The organism is Paenibacillus cineris, assembly GCF_018333335.1.
GTDB lineage: Bacteria > Bacillota > Bacilli > Paenibacillales > Paenibacillaceae > Paenibacillus_AQ > Paenibacillus_AQ favisporus.
In genome coordinates this window covers 529,819-551,479 of the sequence record NZ_BORU01000003.1, presented here as the reverse complement: position 1 = coordinate 551,479, position 21,661 = coordinate 529,819, and the positions used below count along the sequence as shown (strand labels likewise).

The following is a 21,661-nucleotide window of genomic DNA, read 5'->3' as shown; positions in this document are numbered from 1 at the left end:
TAGAGGCTTGGAGAATGATGGACTCAACATCATGGCACACATCTTCAGCGATTGCAGCGAAAGGGACGGAATCGATCCAGAGAAGCGACAGCGTTCGCCTTTGTCTCCGAATTTCAACGCTATTTAGGAGCGACCGATCAAGAAATTTGGAGACAACAGCGATCGGCGGAACGATCCGTAACTGCAGCGGCTGCACCGCTGGCGACGAGGGGATTTTCGAGTGTTGAGCCGAGAAAATGGGGAGGATTCGCATGACATCACCGGCTGTATCGACTGCGGTCGAACTGGTAGACGCACCGCTGCTGTACAAAGGCAAGGTACGCGAGCTTTACGATTTGGGAGAGCATGTGCTGATCGTGGTCACCGACCGCATTTCCGCTTTTGACTATGTGCTGGAGCCGCCGGTGCCCGAGAAGGGCAACGTGCTGAACAAGCTGAGCGCGTTCTGGTTCGAAATGACGAAGGACTTCATGGACAACCATGTTGTCCATACGGACGTCGAGCGCCTGGGCGCCGTGGCGAAGAACAAGGAGCTCTTGAAGGACCGGATCATGGTGGTCCGCAAAGCCGAGCGTATCGACATGGAATGCGTCGTGCGCGGTTACATTACCGGCGGCGGCTGGAGGCAGTACCAGGCGGGCGGTGAAGTGAACGGCATCAAGCTGCCGGAGGGCATCCGCAAGAACGAGGCGTTTCCGGAGCCGATCTTCACGCCGGCGGCCAAAAACGATGTCGGCCATGACGAGGACATCTCCATGGAGCGCATGAAGGCATTGATCGGCGCAGAGCTGGCGCAGGAGCTCCAGGAGAAAAGCCTGAAGCTGTATGACTTCGCGCGGCGGTACTGCGATGAGCGCGGCATCATTTTGGCGGACTGCAAGTTCGAATTCGGCGTACTGGACGGCAAGGTAATCCTGATCGACGAGATTTTTACGCCGGACTCCTCGCGCTTCTGGGCGAAGGAAAACTACGCGCTGGACATCGAGATCGACAGCATGGATAAGGAGCCGGTGCGATCCTACCTTGCCTCAACACCATGGGACAAGAACAGCCAGCCGGCCCCGCTGCCGCAGCCGGTAGTAGACGAAACGACCCGCAGATATGTGGATATTTACGAACGCCTGACGAAGCGCGTTTAAGATAGAACCCGCTATAGTAACGAACTTAGGTTTTAGACGATTTTTTAGCTAATGCAGGCCTGAAAAAGATTCATTCACTCATTCACTCATTCCTAGAGGAGGAACTAGAAGAACATGATGAAAGCTACGGTCTATGTCACTATTAAGCAGGGCGTACTCGATCCGCAGGGGGTTGCGGTGCAGGGAGCGCTTCATTCGATGGGATTCGAGGAAGTGTCGAGCCTCCGCATCGGGAAATACATGGAGCTTCAGCTGGACACGAATGACCGTGCTGAGGCGGAACAACGCGTCAAAGCCATGTGTGAGAAGCTTCTGGCGAATACGGTGGTCGAGGATTACCGATACGAATTGGAGGGCTAACATCCATGAAATTTGCAGTTCTCGTCTTTCCCGGCTCCAACTGTGATATCGACTGCTACAAAGCGGTAGAGGAAACACTCGGGGAGCCTGTCGATTACGTCTGGCATACCGCAACAGACCTGTCCGCTTACGACTGCATTCTGGTTCCTGGCGGTTTCTCTTACGGCGACTACCTTCGCTGCGGGGCAATCTCGCGGTTTGCTCCAGTCATGAGTGAAGTGGCCAAGGCTGCAGAGCAAGGCAAATACATTCTGGGCATATGCAACGGATTCCAAATCCTGACGGAAGCGGGTCTGCTGCCGGGCGCACTGCTGCGCAACACGTCCATGAAGTTCCGCTGTCATGACACAGTGCTGAAGGTGGCGAACAACCGCACGCCGTTCACGACCGACTTTAGCGAAAATGAAGAAATCGTCATTCCGATCGCCCACGGCGAAGGGAATTACTATTGTGATGAAGAGACGCTCGCGCGTCTTCAGGATAATAACCAAATCGTCTTCACCTACAGCAGCAATCCGAACGGCTCCGTTCTGGATATCGCCGGCATCTGCAATGAGCGCGGCAACGTCGTCGGCATGATGCCGCACCCGGAACGCGCAGTGAACTCCCTGCTCGGCTCCGAGGACGGCAAGCGTATGTTTACATCCATTTTGAAGGCTTGGAGGGATACCCATGGCGCAGCAAGTGTCCGCTAAAGAACCGACCGCAGCACAGATTGCGGAACAGAAAATCTATCAGCAGTTTGGGGTATCGGACAGTGAATACGAGCTGATCTGCTCCTTTATGGGACGTCAGCCGAACTATACCGAAATCGGCGTGTTCAGCGTCATGTGGTCTGAGCACTGTGCCTACAAAAATTCGAAGCCGCTGCTGCGCCGCTTCCCGACCAGCGGCCCGCGGGTCCTGATGGGACCGGGCGAAGGCGCGGGGATCGTCGACATCGGCGACAACCAGGCGGTCGTGTTCAAAATCGAAAGCCATAACCACCCTTCCGCGGTAGAGCCTTACCAAGGCGCCGCGACGGGCGTGGGCGGCATCATCCGCGACATTTTCTCGATGGGTGCAAGACCGGTAGCGCTGCTCAACTCGCTGCGTTTCGGCAAGCTCGAAAGCGACCGCGTGAAGTATCTGTTTGAGCATGTTGTGGCCGGCATCGCCGGATACGGCAACTGCATCGGTATTCCGACGGTGGCCGGTGAAGTGATGTTCGACAACAGCTACGACGGCAATCCGCTGGTTAACGCGATGTGCGTCGGTCTGATCGACCACGACAAAATTCAGCGCGGTGTGGCTAAAGGCGTGGGCAACCCGGTCTTTTACGTAGGTCCTCCTACCGGCCGCGACGGCATTCACGGTGCGACGTTTGCTTCGGTTGAGCTCAGCGAAGAGTCGGAAGCGAAGAAGACGGCCGTTCAGGTCGGCGACCCGTTCATGGAGAAGCTGGTGATGGAGTCGACCCTGGAACTGATCGATTCGGGGATCGTGCTCGGCATTCAGGACATGGGCGCAGCCGGCTTGACCTGCTCCAGCGCGGAGATGGCGAGCAAGGCGGGCAACGGCCTGGAGCTGTACCTCGACCAGGTGCCGCAGCGTGAAGAAGGCATGACGCCGTACGAAATGATGCTCTCCGAATCCCAGGAGCGCATGCTGTTCGTCGTCGAGCCGAAGGACGAAGCGCAGGCGATGGAAATTTTCGAGCGCTGGGGCGTCATCTGCGCCAAGGTCGGTAAAGTGACCGACGATGGACGCCTGAAGCTGTTCCACCATGGCGAGGTCGTTGGCGACATGCCGGTCAAGGCACTCGTTGACGAGTGCCCGGTGTACAACAAGCCGTCGAGCGTGCCTGCTTATTATGAAGCAAACGCCGGCGTTGATACGCTGCGCTATGAAGAAGTGAAAGACCTGGGCGGCGCCCTGAAGCAGGTTTTGGCTTCCCCGACGGTTGCCAGCAAAGCCTGGGTATACAACCAGTACGATTACATGGTCCGCACGAGCACGGCGGTCCGTCCGGGTTCCGACGCGGCAGTGGTTACGATCCAAGGCACGCGCAAAGGCCTCGCGATGACGACCGACTGCAACGGGCGGTACGTGTATCTCGATCCGGAAGTCGGCGGCCGCATCGCGGTCAGCGAAGCCGCGCGCAACATCGTCTGCTCCGGCGCCGAGCCGCTGGCGATCACGGACAACCTGAACTTTGGCAGTCCGGAGAAGCCGGATATTTTCTGGCAGATGGAGCGTGCGGTAGACGGCATGGCCGAAGCCTGCCGCGTGCTGGATACGCCGGTCATCGGCGGTAACGTCAGCCTGTACAATGAGAACGCCAGCGGAGCGATCTACCCGACGCCGGTCGTCGGCATGGTCGGTCTGGTGCATGATACGGATCATATTACGACACAAGGCTTCAAACAAGAAGGCGACGTCATCTTCCTGCTCGGTGACACGAAAGCGGAGCTGGGCGGCAGCGAGTTCCAATACGTCGTGCATGGGGCAACGGAAGGACGTCCTCCGGCGCTCGACCTGGACACGGAGAAAAAACTGCTGTCTTCCGTGCTTGGTGCGATCCAACAAGGACTCGTACAGTCGGCGCACGACTTGTCCGAGGGCGGTCTTGCAGTGGCTCTGGCCGAGTCCTGCATCAGCGGTTCGCTGGGTGCCCAGGTGCATGTCGAAACCGGCCTGCGTCCGGACGTAGCCCTGTTCAGCGAATCCCAATCCCGCATCCTGCTCTCGGCATCCCGGGACAAGGCAGAGCAGCTGAAAGCTTATATTGAAGGTCAAGGCGTGCCGGTTGCCGAAATCGGCATCGTGGAAGGCGACAGTCTGGTGGTTGACATCAACGGTGCTTCGGCCGTGAACGAAAGTGTAGGAGGCTTGAAGCAGGTCTGGGAGGATGCGATTCCATGTCTCATGAAGTAACACCGCAAACGCTGTGGACGGGAGACTACTATAACGAAGGCTCGGGCAAAGACGGGCTGTTCGACAAATTAAAAGAAGAATGCGGCGTGTTCGGGGTCTATGGACACCCGGACGCCGCTTCTTTGTCCTACTACGGGCTGCATGCCCTGCAGCACCGCGGGGAAGAAAGCGCGGGGATGTGTGTCAGCGACCGCGAGGAATTTCACTACCACCGCGGCATGGGTCTCGTCAAAGAGGTATTCGACAAAGATATGATGGCTTCCCTGACCGGGGACATCTCCATCGGGCACGTGCGCTATTCGACGAGCGGCGACAGCAAGCTGACGAACGCGCAGCCGCTGGTGTTCAAGTACCGTGACGGCGACCTGGCCGTGGCGACCAACGGCAATATCGTGAACGCTCCGCAAATCCGGCGCGAGCTGGAGGAAGGCGGGTCGATATTCCAGACGACGAGCGACACGGAGGTCATCGCGCATCTGATCGCGCGTTCGTCGAAGGATCTCGTCTCTGCGGCCAAAGACGCGTTCAACCGCATCGTCGGCGGCTACGCGTTCCTGATCATGACGAACGACCGGCTGCTGGTCGCGTCGGATCCGCACGGGCTGCGGCCGCTGACGATGGGCAAGCTCGGTGAGGCGTATATTTTCGCCTCCGAGACCTGCGCGCTCGAGACGATCGGCGCGGAGCTGATCCGCGACATCGAGCCGGGCGAGCTGCTTATTCTCGACAAAGACGGCCTGCATGAAGACCGGTTCGAGGAGAAGAAGCACCGTAAATCGCTGTGTGCGATGGAGTACATCTATTTTGCCCGTCCCGACAGCGACATGAACGGCTCGAACCAGCACGCCGCCCGCAAGCGGATGGGCAGCCGGATGGCGATCGAATCGTTTGTCGACGCCGACATCGTGACCGGGGTGCCGGATTCCAGTATTTCCGCGGCGATTGGTTACGCGGAGCAGACGGGGATCCCGTACGAGATGGGGCTCATCAAAAACAAATACACGGGCCGCACCTTTATCCAGCCGAGCCAGGAGCTGCGCGAGCAGGGCGTTAAGATGAAGCTCAGCGCTGTGCGGCGTGTGGTTGAAGGCCAGCGGGTCGTCATGATCGACGATTCGATCGTCCGCGGCACGACTTCCCGCCGGATCGTGAACCTGCTTCGCGAAGCCGGTGCGGTGGAAGTGCATGTGCGGATTACGTCACCGCCTTTTAAAAATCCGTGCTTTTACGGCATCGACACGCCGGACCGGCGCGAGCTGATTGCCTCAAGCAAGTCGGTGGAAGAAATCTGCCGGGAAATTAACGCCGATTCGCTGGCGTTCCTTAGCCCGGAGGGTCTGATCACTGCGATTGCAGGCAACAATGCGGATGATTACAAGGGTGGGCTGTGCCTGGCTTGTTTCGACAACGATTATCCGACGCATCTGGATTTTAACGGTGAAGAGAAGTTTGGCTGCAGCTGCTGATGGGCTTGGAATGCAGGGCGATTACGGATCGCGATGGCATTGCCGGGCTGAAGGTTTGGGCTGTATCAGTGGATCGATTCAGGATATGAATACTTTACCCGCTTAAAAAGTGGCGGAGCATTTGACAAAGGAGTGTCGTTGGAGTGTCTGAGGCTTATAAAAATGCCGGTGTGGATATCGCGGCCGGAAATGAAGCGGTAGAACGGATGAAGAAGCACGTGAAACGGACGTTCCGTCCGGAAGTGATGACAGATCTTGGCGGCTTTGGGGCGCTGTTCGGCCTGAACAAGGACAAATATGAGGAGCCTGTGCTCGTTTCCGGAACGGACGGGGTCGGCACCAAGCTGAAAATCGCCTTCGCCATGGACCGCCATGACACGATCGGGATCGACGCGGTGGCCATGTGTGTCAACGACATCGTAGTGCAGGGGGCAGAGCCGCTGTTTTTCCTTGACTACTTGGCATGCGACAAGGTCGTGCCGGAGAAGATCGAAGCGATCGTGGCCGGCATCGCCGAGGGCTGCCATCAGTCCGGCTGCGCGCTGATCGGCGGCGAAACCGCCGAAATGCCCGGTATGTATGCTGAAGGCGAATACGATATCGCGGGCTTTACAGTCGGCGTTGTCGATAAAAGCAAAATCATCAACGGCTCGTCCATCGCCCCTGGAGATACGGTCATCGGCATCGCGTCGAGCGGCGTGCACAGCAACGGCTTCTCCCTGGTGCGCAAGCTCCTGCTTGAGCAGTCCGGCTACAGCCTGCACGATGAAATCCCTGAACTGGGCGGCAAGCTGGGCGACGTCCTGCTGACACCGACCAAAATCTATGTGAAGCCTCTGCTGGCTCTGCTGGAAAAGGTCAACGTGAAAGGCATGGCGCACATCACCGGCGGCGGCTTCATCGAGAACATTCCGCGCATGCTGCCTGCGAACGTCAACGTGGACATCCGTTACGGTTCCTGGCCGATCCTGCCGATCTTTGAGCTGATGCAGAGCAAGGGCAGTATTGCCAACCGCGATATGTTCACCACATTCAACATGGGTATCGGGCTTGTCCTTGTCGTCAGCGAAGGCGATGCGCAGCAGGCGCTGGAGCTGCTCAAGGCGAGCGGCGAGGAAGCGTACATCATCGGGTCGGTAACGCCGGGTGAGTCGGTTGTGACCTTTACGGGAGCCGATGTCTAATGAGCGGCTACCGGATTGCTGTGTTTGCTTCCGGTACGGGAAGCAATTTTCAGGCACTGGCCGAAGCGGCCGCTGAGGGAAGGCTCGGCGGCGCGACGGTGGATCTGCTCGTCTGCGACAAACCGGCGGCCCCTGTCGTCGGCCGGGCGGAGCGCCTCGGCATTCCCACGCATCTGTTCGTTCCCAAACAGTACGGATCGCGCGAGGAATATGAAGCGGAAATCGTCGCCAAGCTCGAGGAGCTGGAGATCGATCTGGTCGTGCTGGCGGGTTACATGCGTCTTCTGACCTCCGTGATCGTCGACAAATATGCGGGACGCCTGATCAACATTCATCCGTCGCTGCTCCCGGCATTTCCCGGGACAAACGCGATCGGGCAAGCGCTGGACTATGGCGTCAAGCTGAGCGGCGTAACCGTGCATTTTGTGGACGGCGGCATGGATACCGGACCGATTATCGCCCAGCGGGCGATCGAGGTGGCCGAGCATGAGACGGAGGAGTCTTTTGCGCAGGCGGTGCATGCTGTAGAACAGGAGCTGTACCCGCAGGTCGTTGCTCTTTTTGCCCAGGGTAGAGTGAAGCTGGAGGGCCGGAAAGTTACGCTGCTTAAGGGATGATGCCTTGATGTGGTTGGAGAGGTAACAACACAAAGATATAGAGATAGGGTAAGGGGATAAAGGACAGCTGCTGCGGTTCCGACACGAAAGGCGGCGGCTGTCAGCGGCTTTTTCGTATAATATAAGTTGAATTAAAAGAATAGGATGCAGGGCAAGGGAGTAAAAGGATTCTGAAGAAGCGAAGCGTTCGCATTTGGCTTTCGGATTTCTCCATTAGGTTGGATCCATCAATCAAGAAATACGAAAACAAGAGCGATCGTAGGAGCGTTTTACGTACTTGCCCCTATCATCCATTTCAATCGTTCAACTTATATAAGAAATGATAAATTTCGGTGTTTCCGCAAAGACGTCGGCCGTTATCGAGCAAAAAGTGCGCTTTGTGGAGGGATTTGACGGTTTTGTCGGCTCGGCCCGCTTCCGGCGGATGCCGGGGAATCTTTTCGATATTTCTCGGGAAATAAATGAGCTTCGAGCGAAAGTTATCGTTTTTACACATAAAGGAGGAGCATATCGTGAGTATTAAAAGAGCGCTGGTCAGCGTATCGGATAAGAAGGGCATCGTGGATTTTTGCCGCGAGCTGTCTGCATTGGGCGTGGAGATCATTTCGACAGGGGGCACCAAAAGCCTACTGGCACAGGAAGGCGTGCCGGTCATCGGCATTTCCGAAGTAACCGGGTTTCCGGAAATTTTGGATGGACGCGTCAAAACGCTGCATCCGGCGGTACACAGCGGCCTTCTGGCTGTCCGTGACAGCGAAGAGCATCAGCAGCAGATGAAAGAGCTGGGCCTGGACTACATCGATCTGGTGGTCGTAAACCTGTATCCGTTCCAGGAGACGATTGCCAAACCGGACGTAACGTATGAGGATGCGATCGAAAATATCGACATCGGCGGTCCGACCATGCTTCGTTCGGCAGCCAAAAATCATGCGTTTGTCAGCGTAGTTGTCGATTCGGCCGACTACGGCACCGTACTTGCGGAAATCCGCGAGAACGGAGATACGACGCTGGAGACGCGCAAACGGCTTGCAGCCAAAGTTTTCCGCCACACCGGCGCATACGATGCCCTCATTTCCGATTATTTGTCGAACGTCACAGGCGATCCTCTTCCTGAGCGTTTGACGGTCACTTACGAGAAGATCCAAGACCTTCGTTACGGCGAGAATCCGCACCAGAAAGCGGCGTTCTACCGCAAACCGCTCGCTCCATCCGGCACCATCACGACCGCCGAGCAGCTGCACGGCAAAGAATTGTCGTACAACAACATCAACGACGCCAACGCGGCGCTGCAGATCGTCAAGGAATTCGACGAACCGGCTGTCGTGGCGGTCAAGCATATGAACCCTTGCGGTGTAGGCACTGGCGAAAGCATTTTGGAAGCCTATAAAAAAGCCTACAGCGCGGATCCGACCTCCATTTTTGGCGGCATCGTCGCAGCTAACCGCATTATCGACAGCGATACCGCGGCGCTGCTCAGCGAAATTTTCCTGGAAATCGTGCTGGCACCGGGCTTCACCGATGAGGCACTCGAAATTTTGACGAAGAAGAAGAACATCCGTCTGCTGAAAATGGGCGAATTCGGTTCTGCCAAGGAACGGACCAGCCAATTTGTCGTCACGTCGGTCGACGGCGGCATGATCGTGCAGGAAAGCGACGTGCATTCGCTGGACGAAGCCGATCTGAAAGTCGTAACCGATCGTGCGCCTAGCGAAGAGGAGCTGAAGCAGCTGCTGTTCGGCTGGAAGGTCGTCAAGCACGTGAAGTCCAACGCGATCGTACTGGCCGCGGACAACATGACCGTTGGCGTGGGTGCGGGTCAGATGAACCGCGTCGGCTCCGCCAAAATCGCCATCGAGCAGGCGGGCGACAAAGCCAAGGGATCGGTACTCGCATCCGATGCGTTTTTCCCGATGGGCGATACGCTGGAGCTGGCGGCCAAAGCCGGGATCACGGCGGTCATTCAGCCTGGCGGCTCCATTAAGGACGAGGAGTCCATTAAAGTTGCCAACGAATACGGCATTGCGATGGTATTTACGGGCGTGAGACATTTTAAACACTAAGACGGGAACTCGCCGTTCTGGCTGGGGGAAAGTCATTACCGTTATGAGTAAAGTCACCGGCGTCATGCATTAAAAGTGAAAAGGGCTGAGATAGCCGCGTTTAAGAGGTTTGGGAGAGAGATAAGGAAGGGTGACTGCAGCCGCTCTGTTGTCGGAAAAGTCACCCCCAGCAGCTGCTTCCGTCATCAAAATCTCCGCTGAACGCGGCTGTCTGCTATAAACGGTGTCGACACCGTAATCTTGGCGGCGGTATTACGACGGGATGTTTAAGTTCTGAGGAAAAATTAACGTGCATAAACGAAGAAACGGGAGGCGGACATGGATATTTTGGTGATTGGCGGCGGGGGCCGCGAGCATGCCATCGTATGGGCGCTGCATAAGAGCCCGAAGGCGGGACGGATCTACTGTGCCCCGGGAAATGCGGGGATCGGGCAGATCGCCGAATGCGTGCCGGTTCAGGTCAATGAATTCGACAAGCTGACGGACTTTGCTTTGACGAAAGAAGTGGGATTGGTCGTCGTCGGACCGGACGATCCGCTGGCAGACGGCATCGTGGATGCTTTTGAGGCGAAAAATATTCCGGTATTCGGGCCTAACCGCAAGGCGGCTGAAATCGAGGGCAGCAAAACGTTCATGAAAGACCTGCTGCATAAATACAACATTCCTACGGCGGCTTACCGCAAATTCGACAATTACGAAGAAGCATCCGCATATCTGCAGTCGCAGCAGGCACCGATCGTCATTAAGGCGGACGGACTTGCCGCAGGAAAAGGCGTCACCGTGGCGTTTACGATGGAGGAAGCGGAAAAAGCGCTCCACGACATCATGGTCGCCAAAGTATTCGGCGAATCCGGCGCTCAGGTCGTCATCGAGCAGTTCCTGCAGGGGCAGGAAATGTCGATTTTGTCCTTTGTCGACGGCGAGACGGTGCGGCCGATGGCGGCTGCGCAGGACCACAAGCCGGTGTTTGACGGGGACAAGGGTCCGAACACGGGCGGCATGGGCACCTATTCGCCGCTGCCGCATGTGGATCCGGCGATTGTTGAAGCCGCTGTCGAAAATATCATCAAGCCGACCGCCAAAGCGATGGTCGCCGAAGGCCGGCCGTTCCGCGGCGTGCTCTTCGCCGGGCTGATGATTCAGCCGGACGGTACGCCGACCACGATCGAGTTCAACGCCCGCTTCGGCGACCCGGAGACCCAGGTCGTGCTGCCGCGGCTGAAGACGGATCTGCTCGACATTTTCCTCGCGGTCGTGAACGGTACACTGGCCGATATCGACATCGAATGGAGCGAAGAGGCCGCCGTGTGCGTCGTGCTCGCATCGGGCGGCTATCCCGCTTCATATCCGAAGGGGCTGCCGATCCAGGGGCTGGATCAAGTCAACGCGGCAGACGCCCTCGTGTTCCATGCGGGAACCGCAAAGAACGGGCAGGGCGAGTTCGTCACCAGCGGCGGCCGCGTGCTGGGCGTCGTCGGCCTGGGTGCCGACATCGCCGAAGCCCGCGCGAAGGCATACGCGCAGGCCGAGAAGATTACCTTCGAGGGCAAGCAGAACCGCACGGACATCGCCGCCAAGGCGTTGGTGAAGAGCGGGAAATAAAAATGTTTCGCTAGAAATGCATCCCTATGGATGTCCCTATGGATGTCCCTATGGATGTCCCTAGGGATATTGCCCGGTACATTTTGCCGGGTCTGAGATAGAAGGCGTTCCGAGGTCGGCACACGACCGAAGGGGCGCCTTTTGTTGTTCAGCATATCACTCTTCGTATACCCCCTTGCCAAAAATCTCGAAATCATATATTATATATTTATAAATCTTAATATTAAAATAAATTCAGATCAGGTTTGGCAGGTCGTAAACGCAATGAGAGGTTTAAAATCAGAGAGCACAGAGGAGGTTTCAAACCATGCTGCAGACGACAGGGATCCACCACATTACCGCATTCGTGAACAACGCCCAGGACAACGTTGATTTTTACGCCGGGGTGCTCGGGCTTCGACTGGTGAAAAAGACGATCAACTTCGATGCACCAAACGTGTACCATCTGTACTTTGGCAACGAGCACGGCAGTCCGGGGACGATTATTACGTTTTTTCCGAGGGACAATAGCCGAACAGGTACCGTTGGCGGCGGACAGGTGAAAACGACGGTGTATGCCGTTCCTCCGGGAAGTCTGGATTTCTGGATGCAGCGTCTGAGCTCTCTGGACTTGGCGTACGGCACGACGGAAAGATTCGGAGAAACGTACATTCAATTCAAAGATCCTTCCGGTCTGCAGATTGAATTGGTGGAGCGGGCCGAGGGGGCGCCAAGCCGCTGGTCCTTCAGCGGAGTTCCAGTGGACCATGCCATTAAGGGATTTGGCGGCGCCGTTTTGGGAAGCAATAACCCTAAGCAGACGATGCTGGTTCTGGAAGAAATCCTCGGACTGGCCAAAATCGGCGAAGACCAAGGCCAGGTCCGTTACCGCAGCACCGGCGATATCGGCAACATCATCGACGTGAATATCGGTCAGGAAGAGCGGGGGACCGCCGGTGCCGGTACGGTGCATCATATCGCCTGGCGTGCCAAGGATTTTGCCGAGCATGAGACGTGGAGAAGTCTGGTGGAGGAAGCCGGTCTTCGTCCGACGCAGATCGTCGACCGTCAGTATTTTAATGCGGTGTATTTCCGTGAGCCGGGCGGGATTTTGTTTGAGATCGCCACAGATCCGCCAGGGTTTGCACGGGATGAGCCGGAAGCGGAAATGGGGACACATCTCATGCTGCCCGAGTGGTATGAGCCGCAGCGTGAAGTGATAAAAAATATTTTGCCGGACATTCAGGTCTGTGCGTTGGGAGGCGTACAATGATGAGTATGAAGCATATTTTTGTTCAAGGAAGTCGGCCGGAGGCACCCGTATTGGTTCTTCTTCACGGAACGGGTGGGAATGAGCGGGATTTGCTCCCGATCGCAGACATGATAGCACCAGGGGCATCCGTGCTTGGCGTGCGGGGAAACGTTCTGGAGCATGGCATGCCGCGTTTCTTCCGGAGACTGGCCGAAGGGGTGTTCGATGAGGAAGATTTGATTGCGCGGACGCATGAGCTGAAGGCCTTTTTGGATGAGGCGGCAGCGCAGTATTCCATCGACCGGAACCGGATGGTGGCTGTCGGCTTCTCCAACGGCGCCAACATTGCCGCGAGCCTGCTGTTCCATTACAGCGACGCCCTGCAGGGCGCGGTTCTGCTGCATCCGATGGTTCCGCTGCGCGGGAAGGAGCTTCCTGATCTAACCGGCGTTCCGGTATTTATCGGGGCAGGGACGAATGACCCAATCTGCTCCATCAGTGAGACCGAGGAGCTCCATTCCCTGCTGTCTGACGCCGGTGCGGATTCCGAGCTGCATTGGGCAGATTACGGACACCAGCTGAGCAAGCTGGAGATTGATGCGGCGACCGCCTGGTTTGAGCGTCATTTTAACAGTAAAGCATAATGGTTTAAATCGAACATAAGGAAAAGGCTGCTTGGGACTCATCCCGGCAGCCTTTTTTTGTTGCGTTGGAATTTCGTTCTCTTTACTCCGCCGGAAACTCCCAAGCGGGATTCCAGACGATTTCCCACAGGTGCCCGTCGGGATCCTGAAAATAACCGGAGTACCCTCCCCAGAACGTATCGTGCGCAGGGGAGGTGATGGTAGCTCCCGCCTGACGCGCCTGTTCCATCACTTGATCGACCTCTTCCTTGCTGGTAACGTTGTGGCCGATCGTAAACTCCGCACTGCTGGGGGCCGTGCGCTCGATGTTGGCGTCGTGGACGAGGTCGTCCCTTTTCCAGACAGCCAGCTTCACCCCGGCCTGAAGGTCAAAGAACGCGACCGCGCCGTGCTCAAACTCTGTTCCAATAATGCCTTCCGTAGGCAGCCCCAGGCCATCCCGGTAAAAGGCCAGCGCCCTTTCCAAGTCGTCTACCCCCAGGGTCAAAACGGATATACTCGGCTTCATCGTGTTACATCCTCCTTCTTGGATTAAAGTGTGTGCAATGTCTTCGGCTGGTACTTTTGATTATAGCAATGTATTGGTGACAGCTTGATTGTCATCATTAAGGAATAATTTGACTTCATTTCCGGCATGATATGAGAACCGATCATCGTACACAAGAGGTGAGAACTATGAAGGGAACCGCACTGGATATCCTCAAACAGCAGCTGAAGGATTCCCCGGATCTGGTTTGCCAGCCATTTCTCATTGACGGTAGAACTTGTACGTTATTTTATATACCTTCCATTGTAGACCAAGCGATGCTTCAAAAGAACATCGCCCGTTTTTTGCTGGCCGAAAGCCGGACGGGGAGTTGGGATGCTTTTCGCCGTAACCTGCAGCAAGGAAACGCGTTTCCGATCGTCTATCATTCCATTTCCGGCCCAGAAGAGGCATCCGTCCTGGTCGTACAAGGGAAGGCCGTCCTGCATGTGGATCAAACGGACGATTTTTACTATTTTGACACCGTACAGTACCAGAAAAGATCGATTGCGGAATCGCAAAACGAATTGGTCGTTACGGGTCCGCAAGAGGCTTTTATCGAGGATATTCAGAGCAACCTGTCCCTGCTGCGCCATAAGATCCGGCATCCGAAGCTGAAGATGAAGGAATATACAATCGGCGACTATACCAACACGTTGGTTTATGTGGTTTATATCGAGGGCCTGCCCAAAAACGAAGTGTTAGCCGAAATCGACAGCAAGCTGCAAAGCCTATCCATCGATGGGATTTTCGGTATTGGTTATGTAGTGGAGCATTTCAAGGAAAGCTCCACGCCGTTTCCGATATTTCAATATACGGAGCGGCCTGATGCCGTTGCAGCCTCTTTGCTCGAGGGGCGCGTCTGCATTTTGATGGATGGGGCACCTAATGCTGTGATCGCTCCGGTCACCTTGTTTTCGTTATTGCAGGCCTCGGAGGATTATTTTCAGAGTCCCTTTGCAGCCAGCTGGATTCGCACGGTCCGATTCGCTTTTTCACTGCTGTCGATCTTATTGCCTTCATTATACGTAGCGATTACGACGTTCCACCCTCAAGTCCTTCCGGCTCATCTGCTGATTACGATCGCATCCGCCCGTGAACGCATCCCGTTCTCGGCATTAACGGAAGCGCTGCTGATGGAGCTGACCTTTGAAGCGCTGCGGGAGGCGGGCATGAGAATTCCGAAGCCTGTCGGCCAGACGGTCTCGATCATCGGGGGGATCGTCATCGGCCAAGCCGCCGTTCAGGCAGGCATCGTCTCCGCTCCCATGGTCATCGTCGTTTCGATCACAGGGGTGGCCTCTTATATCATTCCCCATCTGGAGCTGGGGCTTATCTTTCGGATGCTCCGTTTCCCGTTTCTCATTTTGGGCGGTTCGATGGGGCTGATCGGCATATTCGCAGGTACTTTTGTTCTGTACGCGCATTTGGTGCACTTAAGGTCCTTCGGGGCCCCATATTTGCAGCCGGTCGCACCGCTCGTCCTGTCCGATTGGAAAGATACGCTGTTGCGGCTGTCATCACCTCTGATGAACAAACGCAGCAGCGCCTTTTCGGGAATCCGGCATCGGAGGAGATAATCGATTCCTATGAAAACGACACTTATGAAAATTGGGCTGATGGTAATCTTGTTGTGCAGCATCACTGGATGCTGGTCCAAAGTCGAGCTGGATCAGCGTATTTTCGTAAACGGGGTGTTTGTCGATGTCGGCGAAGAACCCGGAACGGTGAAGGTCTCGATCAGCACCCCTCTGACCAACCGCCTGGATTCGGACCAGTTAAGCGGCGGGGGAGGCGGCAAGGATAAGCCCTACTCCTTGATCACCAAGCAATCCACGAGCATCGGCAAGGCGCTGGAATATATCCACAAAGATTTGTCGCGCCAGCTCAGCCTTTCCGAAATCAAAGTCGTGATGATCAGCGAGCAATACGGCGAGCAGGGCATCGGCGATCTTCTGGAATGGATCAAGAGGGAACCCGATGTCCCGATCGGGGCATACTTGTTAGTTGCTTCCGGTAAGCTGGATGATGCCGCACACCTGACGCCGATTTTTGAACAGCTGCCCACCACGGTGCTGCTAAGCTTCGCCACCCAAGGTTATATGCTGAATACGACCATCAAGGACTGTCTCGTCGCGGACGCTGCCGGCTTGGGATACGCCGCCACCTTATTGCAGAACGACAAGATCCATTCCGCCGCCGATGCTCATAAAAGCGAAACGTGGACGGGAATTAAGGGGGCAGCTTTGTTTCAGCAAGGCCGATTGAAAGGCACGCTCCCCTATGAAGAAGCCAAAACCATCGCATGGGCCTATGGGCATCTCAAATTTCCGATTTATTCCGTTCAATGGGATCACGGCAAGAGCAAAGCGGATCTTAAATTCACTTATACGAACGGCAAAACTTCGGTCAAAATGACCCCAAACGGCCCGGTTTTCACGGTTCATCTCAAAGGCAGGGCCAGCATCATAGCCAAAAAGGACGCTTCTCACCGCTTCGTGAAGGACGTCAGTGGGACCATCATGAATCAAATGAGAGAAACCGTCTCCGAAGACTTCCGGAAGAGCATTGCCTACTCTCAACAAATCGGAGCTGATGTGCTTCAGCTCGGGTTTCTTCTGGAGTGGAACGCCCCGCAGTACTGGCAGCAGGTGAAAGGCAAATGGCCGGAACACTATAAGAAGGATGCCGAGGTACGCGTAGTTACCAAGCTGAGCCTGGACGATTACGGGAAAGAATATTGAGAAGGGGAGCGAGGCGAAATGACTTCAAACAACAACTGGAGGTTGGCCCGATTTGCCTTTGTCTATTTTAACTCCCAGGCGTCCATCTTCCTTATTCCAGAGCTGGTATCCACGTCAAGCTATCAAGGAATTGCGGGCATCGTGTTCGGGTCCCTCCTGGGCTTCATCATTTTGTTCTATGTGGTCTATGTCGGCAAGCTTCAGCCGGCTTCCTCCTGGGTCACCTTCGGAAACCGAATCATGGGTAAAGGGATACATGGAGCCTTCGTTGTTATGCTGCTTGCATGGACGGTGTACTACGCCTCCTACGATATCCAAAGCTTCGTCTTGTTTTTCGGTACCAATTACTTGAAAGGAACCCCGCCCTGGTTCATCCAGCTCATTATCAGCCTCGTGATCCTCTACGTCGTCCGGTTGGGGGCAAGAACGCTTGTCTACATGTCGGATGGCCTTTTTTTGCTGATCTTTGCAACCACGCTGCTGATCACCTATTTTTATGCTGAAAACGCCAGTGTGTAGATGCTTCCGGCTTTTTTTCATTATTTTGACCTGCCTACTTTTTTCAGCAACACAATGGCTACGTTTTCGGTCGTGAGCGAGTGGGTGGTCTTTCTGTTTCTTGCTCCGGAATTTACATTCGGCAAAGGGACGTTCGCCAAGCTGGCGGTTGCATCGGTTGGAAATTCCTTCGTCTTGTTGTCAGGCTGGATGTTTACGCTGCTTAATTTCAGTCCGCATTATGCCAAGCAGATCCAATATCCATTCCTCGAAATTATCCGAGGTAAAATAGACGATGGCCTGTTGGAAAACTCCGCCCCATTTATGATCGGGGTATGGACGGCTTCGATGCTGATCCATTGCTCCTTTTTGATATATGCCGGGACCAAGTGCATGTCCTATTTTACGAAAGGTAGAGGAGAGGGAATCATCGTCCCTTCGCTGACGCTCGTTTCGGCGGGGATTGCGTTTTATTACGCCTACCACTTGTCTGCCTACCAGAAGCATTATTTCTCCTTTATTACGGTGCTGGTGTGGATATTTATCGAGCTGATTCCGTTGTATTATGGGATCGTGGCCATGTTAAGATTACGGTCAAAAAAATGGTGGAGTGAGCAGACCTGAATGCGGACAGCTCCATTTTAAACGTCAAGGAGTGAAAAATACGATGAGCATCACTGTCATTTATGGGGGTACGCGTCCAGACGGGAATACGGAGCTTCTGACCGAGCGGGTCGTCCGGGGATTTGCCGGCGTGGACCGGATTGTGCTGAAAGAGTATACCGTTCAACCGATTGAGGATCTTCGACATACCGAGCAGGGGTTTCAGGATGTAGGCGACGATTACAACGCGCTGATTGACCGCGTGCTGGCCGCGGATACTGTGATTTTTGCCACGCCGGTGTATTGGTACGGCATGTCGGGCCATATGAAAAACTTTATCGATCGCTGGTCCCAAACGCTCAGGGACGATCAGCGTCCGCATTTCCGGGAATCGATGAAGTCCAAAACCGCTTATGTGATTGCGGTCGGCGGCGACGATCCACAGCTGAAAGGACTGCCGCTGATCCAGCAGTTTCAGCATATTTTCGGCTTTTTCGGAACAAAGTTTGGGGGCTATATCCTGGGCGAGGGGAATCGGCCTGGGACAGTTATCCATGATACTCCGTCGATCAAGCTGGCGGATGAGCTCCGGGACCGTCTGATCCGGCAGGTGCAAGAATAAGTCATATTTTTCAATTTGCATAGCTTGTGGTATATCTTGCCGTATGCTAAGATAACAATAAATAAGGAGCAGCCGGCCCAGGCTACTCCCTAGCACAAACATCTTGAGTGGGATTTCCCTCCAGGATCAAGCTTGACCTTGAAAATAACCCACTTAGGTGCCGACCTTAAGAGTGGGTTATTTTCGTTTATCGATGTAAGTGAGTAACGCTACCAGGAAAATCCCGAAGGTTAGTACTTCACCAAACGAAATGTTCATTCGCATCATCTGAGCTAACGTAACGTTTAACCTGAGAATAAAAGACTTAGAAAAGGCCCATTTAAGGTGGGCTTTTTTTATGCTTACCCATCAAAGCAAATACACACATTTCATGCATCATGATAGTGAGGTCTTCAAGCTGTATAGGCCCTCAGTTGCCCCAGTCACCAATTTTCTGGCGGTTCCATACTGCCTCAACCGTTTTGACATTGACAGCTTAGTACACCCGTACTAAACTAATTAGTACAGTCGTACGATTTGTTAGAATCTACGAAGCAGCTGAACTCCAATAGGGGGCGGGGGAGTCAATGGAACAATCGAAGAGAAGGCAGCAAATCGTGGAGGTCGCGATCCATACGATTGCCGAGCTTGGTTACGCCCAGGCCTCGGTGGGACAAATCGTCAAGCGCGCCAGTGTAAGCAAAGGCGTGTTCACCTACCACTTCGCCAGCAAGGATGAGTTAATGGAGCAAATCGTCCATGAGGTCTTTGATGCCGGAGCACGCTTCATGTCTCCACGAGTCGAGGGACAAACGACACCTAGCGATATGTTGAAGGCCTATATCGAATCGAACCTGGAATTTATGGGCGGGCACCGTGATTATATCGTAGCTTTAACGGAAGTTGTCACGAATGCGCGCACGGCGGACGGAAAGCTTCGGTTCGGAGGAGCCGCCGATGACTTGATCCTGGAGCCACTTATCGAAATATTGCGATGGGGGCAGGAGGCCGGGGAGTTCAAGCCGTTTACCGAACGCTCCGCCCGTGTGACTGCAGCGGCAATCCGCAGCGCCATTGACGGCGTCGCAAGCCAGCTGCTCGTCAATCCCGGCCTGGACCTTTCGGGATACGCGGCGGAACTTGCCGACCTGTTTCTATCGGCCGTCCACCGCCCCTCTCATCCAGCGGATTCGTCTGCGGAAGGAGGAGAGCAGTCATGAAACGGATCGATCCGAGGGCGGTGAAAGCGCGAAGAATGGAAGGGTGGATAGCCAGCGCGATCAGTGTCGTACTGATTATCGCGCTTCTATGGCTGACAATGGCTTACAGCTGGCCCGTATGGATTGCGGGATGGAGTGCGGCCGCGGTTCTGCTGTTCATCGTGCTTGAGCTGGCGGTGCTGCCCGGTTTGCTGTACCGGTTCTGGCGATATGAGATTACGGAAAAGAACGTAGAGCTGAATCACGGCGTCTGGGTGCGCAGGAAAACGTTAATCCCGATGGTGCGTATTCAGCATGTGGATTCCAAGCAAGGGCCGATCCAGAAGATCTATGGACTGTCCACCGTCACATTCTCCACCGCAGCCGGCAGCCATCGCATTCCTGCATTGTCAGAGCAAGAAGCTGAGAATATTCGCAAGCAGATTTCGGATTGGGCAGGAGGGACGGACGGTGAACTCTAATCCAGGACCCTTGCCGGCCAACCGGCGGCTGCATCCCGTATCCATTCTGTACTTTCTGATTCATTCCGGGAAGGAATTGGCGGGCTTGCTGCCTTTAATTCCATTCTGTATTTTTCTGATCCATCGCGTATTTGGAAAAGAGATCGACCGCATCGTGCTGACCGCTTGCGTGATTGCGGCGGCTGCGGTCATGCTGATCGTGTTCGCTTGGCTGCGCTGGCGCCGTTTTGTGTACCGGGTGGAGGACGGCGTCCTTTATATGGAACACGGGCTGTGGGTCCGCCGAAAACTATGGATCACCAAGGAACGCATTCAGTCTCTGAATATCACAGTCAGCCTGTATGATCGAATGTTCGGGCTCGTTCGCCTGGAAATGGAGACGTCCGGGGGTGAAGAAGAGCCGGAGGCCGTGCTCAGTTCGATTTCTGCCGCGGAAGCCGCCCGGATTCAGCGAGAGATCGGCATGGCAAACCCGGAGAAAGCGGCGTCCGAACCGTCCGGCGATTCCCTCGTTCACGCTGAACAGCCGAACGCTACTCCCCTGAACAGTATGCGGCTGTCACTGGGCCAAACGCTGATTCTAAGCACAACGAGCGGCAAATTCTCGATCCTCTGGATGGTGATCGTAGGGGGAGGCTTGAAGCTGTGGGATGAATGGGTGAGGGATACGCCGGTATGGGATCAGCTGTCCCCGCGGCTGATGGTCTTCGGAATCCCGGGACTCATCTTCATCCTTGCGATCCTTTCCTGGCTGCTCGCGTTTGCAGGCGCCTTCTTACTGGAGTACGGCTTTCGGGTTGAGGCCGAGGGCCGTACGTTAACCATCGAGCGGGGCATTTTGGAAAGAAAAAGAACCGTCATCAAGCCGCACCGGATTCAGGCGATCCGCATCACCCAGAACCCGCTGCACAAGCTGCTTCGCCGGGCCTCGGTTCGAATGGTCATCGCAGGCAGCTCGGATGAGGAGAAAAAGGCCGTCGATTTGTTTCCGCTTGTCCGTTATGACGAGCTTCCTCTGCGGATGGCAGCGTTTCTGCCCGGCTTCCGCCTGCCGCAGACCTGGAACCCGGTCGGCCGTAAATCTTACCGTTCTTACACCGTGCTGCCTGTTCTCATCTGTATCATTCTGGCGGCAGCCGCCTGGTTGCTCGCGCCCGGCGTGTGGCGGTGGCTTGCATGGGTTCTTCCCCTCTTTGCCTGGGCAGCGTCATCAATGGAATACCGGAGGGCGGCCTGGAGCCGGGAGGAGAACCAGCTTCACATCCGCTATGGGAGCTTTTCCGAGAAAACCGTGCTGATCCCGATCTCCAAGGTACAGTGGCACAAAACCTCGCAGACTCCATTCCAGGCGGGAAAAGAGCTGGCCACGCTGAAAGTGGCGGTAGCGTCCGGTAAATCCGGAGACAAAGTTTCGCTGCGGCATGCCTCGGCCTCCGATGTCGACATGCTCACCGATTGGCTTTCCGGAAAACAGTAGCTGTTAGCCTTTCCACTGCGAAGCGGGTGGGAGGCTTTTTTTTACGATCAAACCGAAGGTTGGCGCAATTAGGGAAAAACGCCATAAGAAAAACGTCTATCGACGTACTTTCAAAGAAGACAGACCGCGGTTAGCTGAAGTTTTTCTTGCGATTATAGAATGGTTCAGCTTCGCTGAATTTTATAAATTCTATAATCTTCAAAAATAGGCGCCCGCCGGAAGAGAGCCTCTTGAAAAAAAGCCGCAAAAGCGTTAAGTTACTGAGTAATATAAAAACGTCCGTTTAAAAAGAGGGTTAGCGGAGTGAGGAGA

At 55.2% G+C, this 21,661-nt stretch carries 20 protein-coding genes; 19 read left to right on the top strand and 1 reads right to left on the bottom strand.

The window, feature by feature from the left end:
- The first annotated feature begins 251 nt into the window (after positions 1–251).
- The 11 genes from KI379_RS26730 to KI379_RS26680 all read left to right on the top strand — a co-directional run bounded on the left by KI379_RS26730 (position 252) and on the right by KI379_RS26680 (position 13,219).
- The gene (locus KI379_RS26730) at positions 252–1,139 is read left to right on the top strand and encodes a phosphoribosylaminoimidazolesuccinocarboxamide synthase (protein WP_212985501.1); all 888 of its coding nucleotides are present in this window, start codon (positions 252–254) and stop codon (positions 1,137–1,139) included.
- A gap of 114 nt (positions 1,140–1,253) precedes the next feature.
- Complete coding sequence (gene purS, locus KI379_RS26725; RefSeq protein WP_076176812.1) at positions 1,254–1,499, top strand: phosphoribosylformylglycinamidine synthase subunit PurS; 246 nt, start codon at positions 1,254–1,256, stop codon at positions 1,497–1,499.
- 5 nt (positions 1,500–1,504) lie between these two features.
- The gene (purQ, locus tag KI379_RS26720) at positions 1,505–2,194 is read left to right on the top strand and encodes a phosphoribosylformylglycinamidine synthase subunit PurQ (RefSeq protein WP_212985500.1); all 690 of its coding nucleotides are present in this window, start codon (positions 1,505–1,507) and stop codon (positions 2,192–2,194) included.
- Positions 2,172–4,415, top strand: coding sequence for a phosphoribosylformylglycinamidine synthase subunit PurL (gene purL / locus KI379_RS26715; RefSeq protein ID WP_089548981.1), 2,244 nt, complete (start codon positions 2,172–2,174; stop codon positions 4,413–4,415). The genes purQ and purL overlap by 23 nt, the downstream gene beginning before the upstream one ends.
- Positions 4,400–5,881 (top strand): amidophosphoribosyltransferase, encoded by a 1,482-nt coding sequence (gene purF / locus KI379_RS26710; protein WP_212985499.1) that lies wholly within the window; start codon positions 4,400–4,402, stop codon positions 5,879–5,881. The genes purL and purF overlap by 16 nt, the downstream gene beginning before the upstream one ends.
- 143 nt (positions 5,882–6,024) lie before the next feature.
- Positions 6,025–7,065: a phosphoribosylformylglycinamidine cyclo-ligase gene (gene purM / locus KI379_RS26705; protein ID WP_152399220.1), complete on the top strand. Its 1,041-nt coding sequence runs from the start codon at positions 6,025–6,027 to the stop codon at positions 7,063–7,065.
- On the top strand, positions 7,065–7,682 hold the full coding sequence (gene purN, locus KI379_RS26700) for a phosphoribosylglycinamide formyltransferase (RefSeq protein ID WP_212985498.1): 618 nt from the start codon (positions 7,065–7,067) through the stop codon (positions 7,680–7,682). The genes purM and purN overlap by 1 nt, the downstream gene beginning before the upstream one ends.
- Before the next feature lie 512 nt (positions 7,683–8,194).
- Positions 8,195–9,742 carry a bifunctional phosphoribosylaminoimidazolecarboxamide formyltransferase/IMP cyclohydrolase gene (purH, locus tag KI379_RS26695; RefSeq protein WP_212985497.1) on the top strand — a complete coding sequence of 516 codons (1,548 nt, stop codon included), beginning with the start codon at positions 8,195–8,197 and terminating at the stop codon, positions 9,740–9,742.
- A gap of 318 nt (positions 9,743–10,060) precedes the next feature.
- Positions 10,061–11,344 (top strand): phosphoribosylamine--glycine ligase, encoded by a 1,284-nt coding sequence (purD, locus tag KI379_RS26690; protein ID WP_212985496.1) that lies wholly within the window; start codon positions 10,061–10,063, stop codon positions 11,342–11,344.
- Positions 11,345–11,651: 307 nt separating this feature from the next.
- Positions 11,652–12,596: a ring-cleaving dioxygenase gene (locus tag KI379_RS26685; RefSeq protein WP_212985495.1), complete on the top strand. Its 945-nt coding sequence runs from the start codon at positions 11,652–11,654 to the stop codon at positions 12,594–12,596.
- A complete protein-coding gene (locus tag KI379_RS26680) occupies positions 12,596–13,219 on the top strand; it encodes an alpha/beta hydrolase (protein ID WP_212971186.1) in 624 nt (207 codons plus the stop codon). The genes KI379_RS26685 and KI379_RS26680 overlap by 1 nt, the downstream gene beginning before the upstream one ends.
- 82 nt (positions 13,220–13,301) lie before the next feature.
- Here the strand turns inward: KI379_RS26680 and KI379_RS26675 are convergent, their stop codons facing one another.
- Complete coding sequence (locus tag KI379_RS26675; protein ID WP_076176801.1) at positions 13,302–13,727, bottom strand: VOC family protein; 426 nt, start codon at positions 13,725–13,727, stop codon at positions 13,302–13,304.
- A gap of 167 nt (positions 13,728–13,894) precedes the next feature.
- Between KI379_RS26675 and KI379_RS26670 the strand changes: the two genes are divergently transcribed.
- From KI379_RS26670 to KI379_RS26635, 8 genes are all read left to right on the top strand, one after another.
- Positions 13,895–15,325: a spore germination protein gene (locus tag KI379_RS26670; protein ID WP_212985494.1), complete on the top strand. Its 1,431-nt coding sequence runs from the start codon at positions 13,895–13,897 to the stop codon at positions 15,323–15,325.
- 9 nt (positions 15,326–15,334) lie between these two features.
- Positions 15,335–16,489: a Ger(x)C family spore germination protein gene (locus KI379_RS26665; protein ID WP_076176799.1), complete on the top strand. Its 1,155-nt coding sequence runs from the start codon at positions 15,335–15,337 to the stop codon at positions 16,487–16,489.
- Positions 16,490–16,507: 18 nt separating this feature from the next.
- Positions 16,508–17,008: a GerAB/ArcD/ProY family transporter gene (locus KI379_RS26660; RefSeq protein ID WP_212985493.1), complete on the top strand. Its 501-nt coding sequence runs from the start codon at positions 16,508–16,510 to the stop codon at positions 17,006–17,008.
- 54 nt (positions 17,009–17,062) lie between these two features.
- Positions 17,063–17,611 carry a hypothetical protein gene (locus KI379_RS26655; RefSeq protein WP_212985492.1) on the top strand — a complete coding sequence of 183 codons (549 nt, stop codon included), beginning with the start codon at positions 17,063–17,065 and terminating at the stop codon, positions 17,609–17,611.
- A 43-nt stretch (positions 17,612–17,654) separates the two neighbouring features.
- Complete coding sequence (locus KI379_RS26650; protein WP_076176797.1) at positions 17,655–18,212, top strand: flavodoxin family protein; 558 nt, start codon at positions 17,655–17,657, stop codon at positions 18,210–18,212.
- A 566-nt stretch (positions 18,213–18,778) separates the two neighbouring features.
- A complete protein-coding gene (locus KI379_RS26645) occupies positions 18,779–19,411 on the top strand; it encodes a TetR/AcrR family transcriptional regulator (RefSeq protein ID WP_212985491.1) in 633 nt (210 codons plus the stop codon).
- The gene (locus KI379_RS26640; RefSeq protein ID WP_212985490.1) at positions 19,408–19,872 is read left to right on the top strand and encodes a PH domain-containing protein; all 465 of its coding nucleotides are present in this window, start codon (positions 19,408–19,410) and stop codon (positions 19,870–19,872) included. Before KI379_RS26645 ends, KI379_RS26640 begins: the two co-directional genes overlap by 4 nt.
- Entirely contained in the window at positions 19,862–21,349 is a 1,488-nt protein-coding gene (locus tag KI379_RS26635; protein ID WP_212985489.1) for a PH domain-containing protein, read from the top strand. The genes KI379_RS26640 and KI379_RS26635 overlap by 11 nt, the downstream gene beginning before the upstream one ends.
- The last annotated feature ends 312 nt before the right edge of the window (positions 21,350–21,661 follow it).

Excerpts from the sequence above, each read along its gene's own strand:
- KI379_RS26650 (WP_076176797.1), top strand. The coding sequence starts at position 17,655 with ATGAGCATCACTGTCATTTATGGGGGTACGCGTCCAGACGGGAATACG.
- purN (WP_212985498.1), top strand. The coding sequence starts at position 7,065 with ATGAGCGGCTACCGGATTGCTGTGTTTGCTTCCGGTACGGGAAGCAAT.
- purQ (WP_212985500.1), top strand. The coding sequence starts at position 1,505 with ATGAAATTTGCAGTTCTCGTCTTTCCCGGCTCCAACTGTGATATCGAC.
- KI379_RS26660 (WP_212985493.1), top strand. The coding sequence starts at position 16,508 with ATGACTTCAAACAACAACTGGAGGTTGGCCCGATTTGCCTTTGTCTAT.
- KI379_RS26685 (WP_212985495.1), top strand. The coding sequence starts at position 11,652 with ATGCTGCAGACGACAGGGATCCACCACATTACCGCATTCGTGAACAAC.
- KI379_RS26730 (WP_212985501.1), top strand. The coding sequence starts at position 252 with ATGACATCACCGGCTGTATCGACTGCGGTCGAACTGGTAGACGCACCG.
- KI379_RS26680 (WP_212971186.1), top strand. The coding sequence starts at position 12,596 with ATGAGTATGAAGCATATTTTTGTTCAAGGAAGTCGGCCGGAGGCACCC.
- KI379_RS26675 (WP_076176801.1), bottom strand. The coding sequence starts at position 13,727 with ATGAAGCCGAGTATATCCGTTTTGACCCTGGGGGTAGACGACTTGGAA.
- KI379_RS26655 (WP_212985492.1), top strand. The coding sequence starts at position 17,063 with ATGGCTACGTTTTCGGTCGTGAGCGAGTGGGTGGTCTTTCTGTTTCTT.
- purF (WP_212985499.1), top strand. The coding sequence starts at position 4,400 with ATGTCTCATGAAGTAACACCGCAAACGCTGTGGACGGGAGACTACTAT.
- purL (WP_089548981.1), top strand. The coding sequence starts at position 2,172 with ATGGCGCAGCAAGTGTCCGCTAAAGAACCGACCGCAGCACAGATTGCG.
- KI379_RS26670 (WP_212985494.1), top strand. The coding sequence starts at position 13,895 with ATGAAGGGAACCGCACTGGATATCCTCAAACAGCAGCTGAAGGATTCC.
- KI379_RS26645 (WP_212985491.1), top strand. The coding sequence starts at position 18,779 with ATGGAACAATCGAAGAGAAGGCAGCAAATCGTGGAGGTCGCGATCCAT.
- purD (WP_212985496.1), top strand. The coding sequence starts at position 10,061 with ATGGATATTTTGGTGATTGGCGGCGGGGGCCGCGAGCATGCCATCGTA.
- KI379_RS26640 (WP_212985490.1), top strand. The coding sequence starts at position 19,408 with ATGAAACGGATCGATCCGAGGGCGGTGAAAGCGCGAAGAATGGAAGGG.
- purS (WP_076176812.1), top strand. The coding sequence starts at position 1,254 with ATGATGAAAGCTACGGTCTATGTCACTATTAAGCAGGGCGTACTCGAT.
- KI379_RS26665 (WP_076176799.1), top strand. The coding sequence starts at position 15,335 with ATGAAAACGACACTTATGAAAATTGGGCTGATGGTAATCTTGTTGTGC.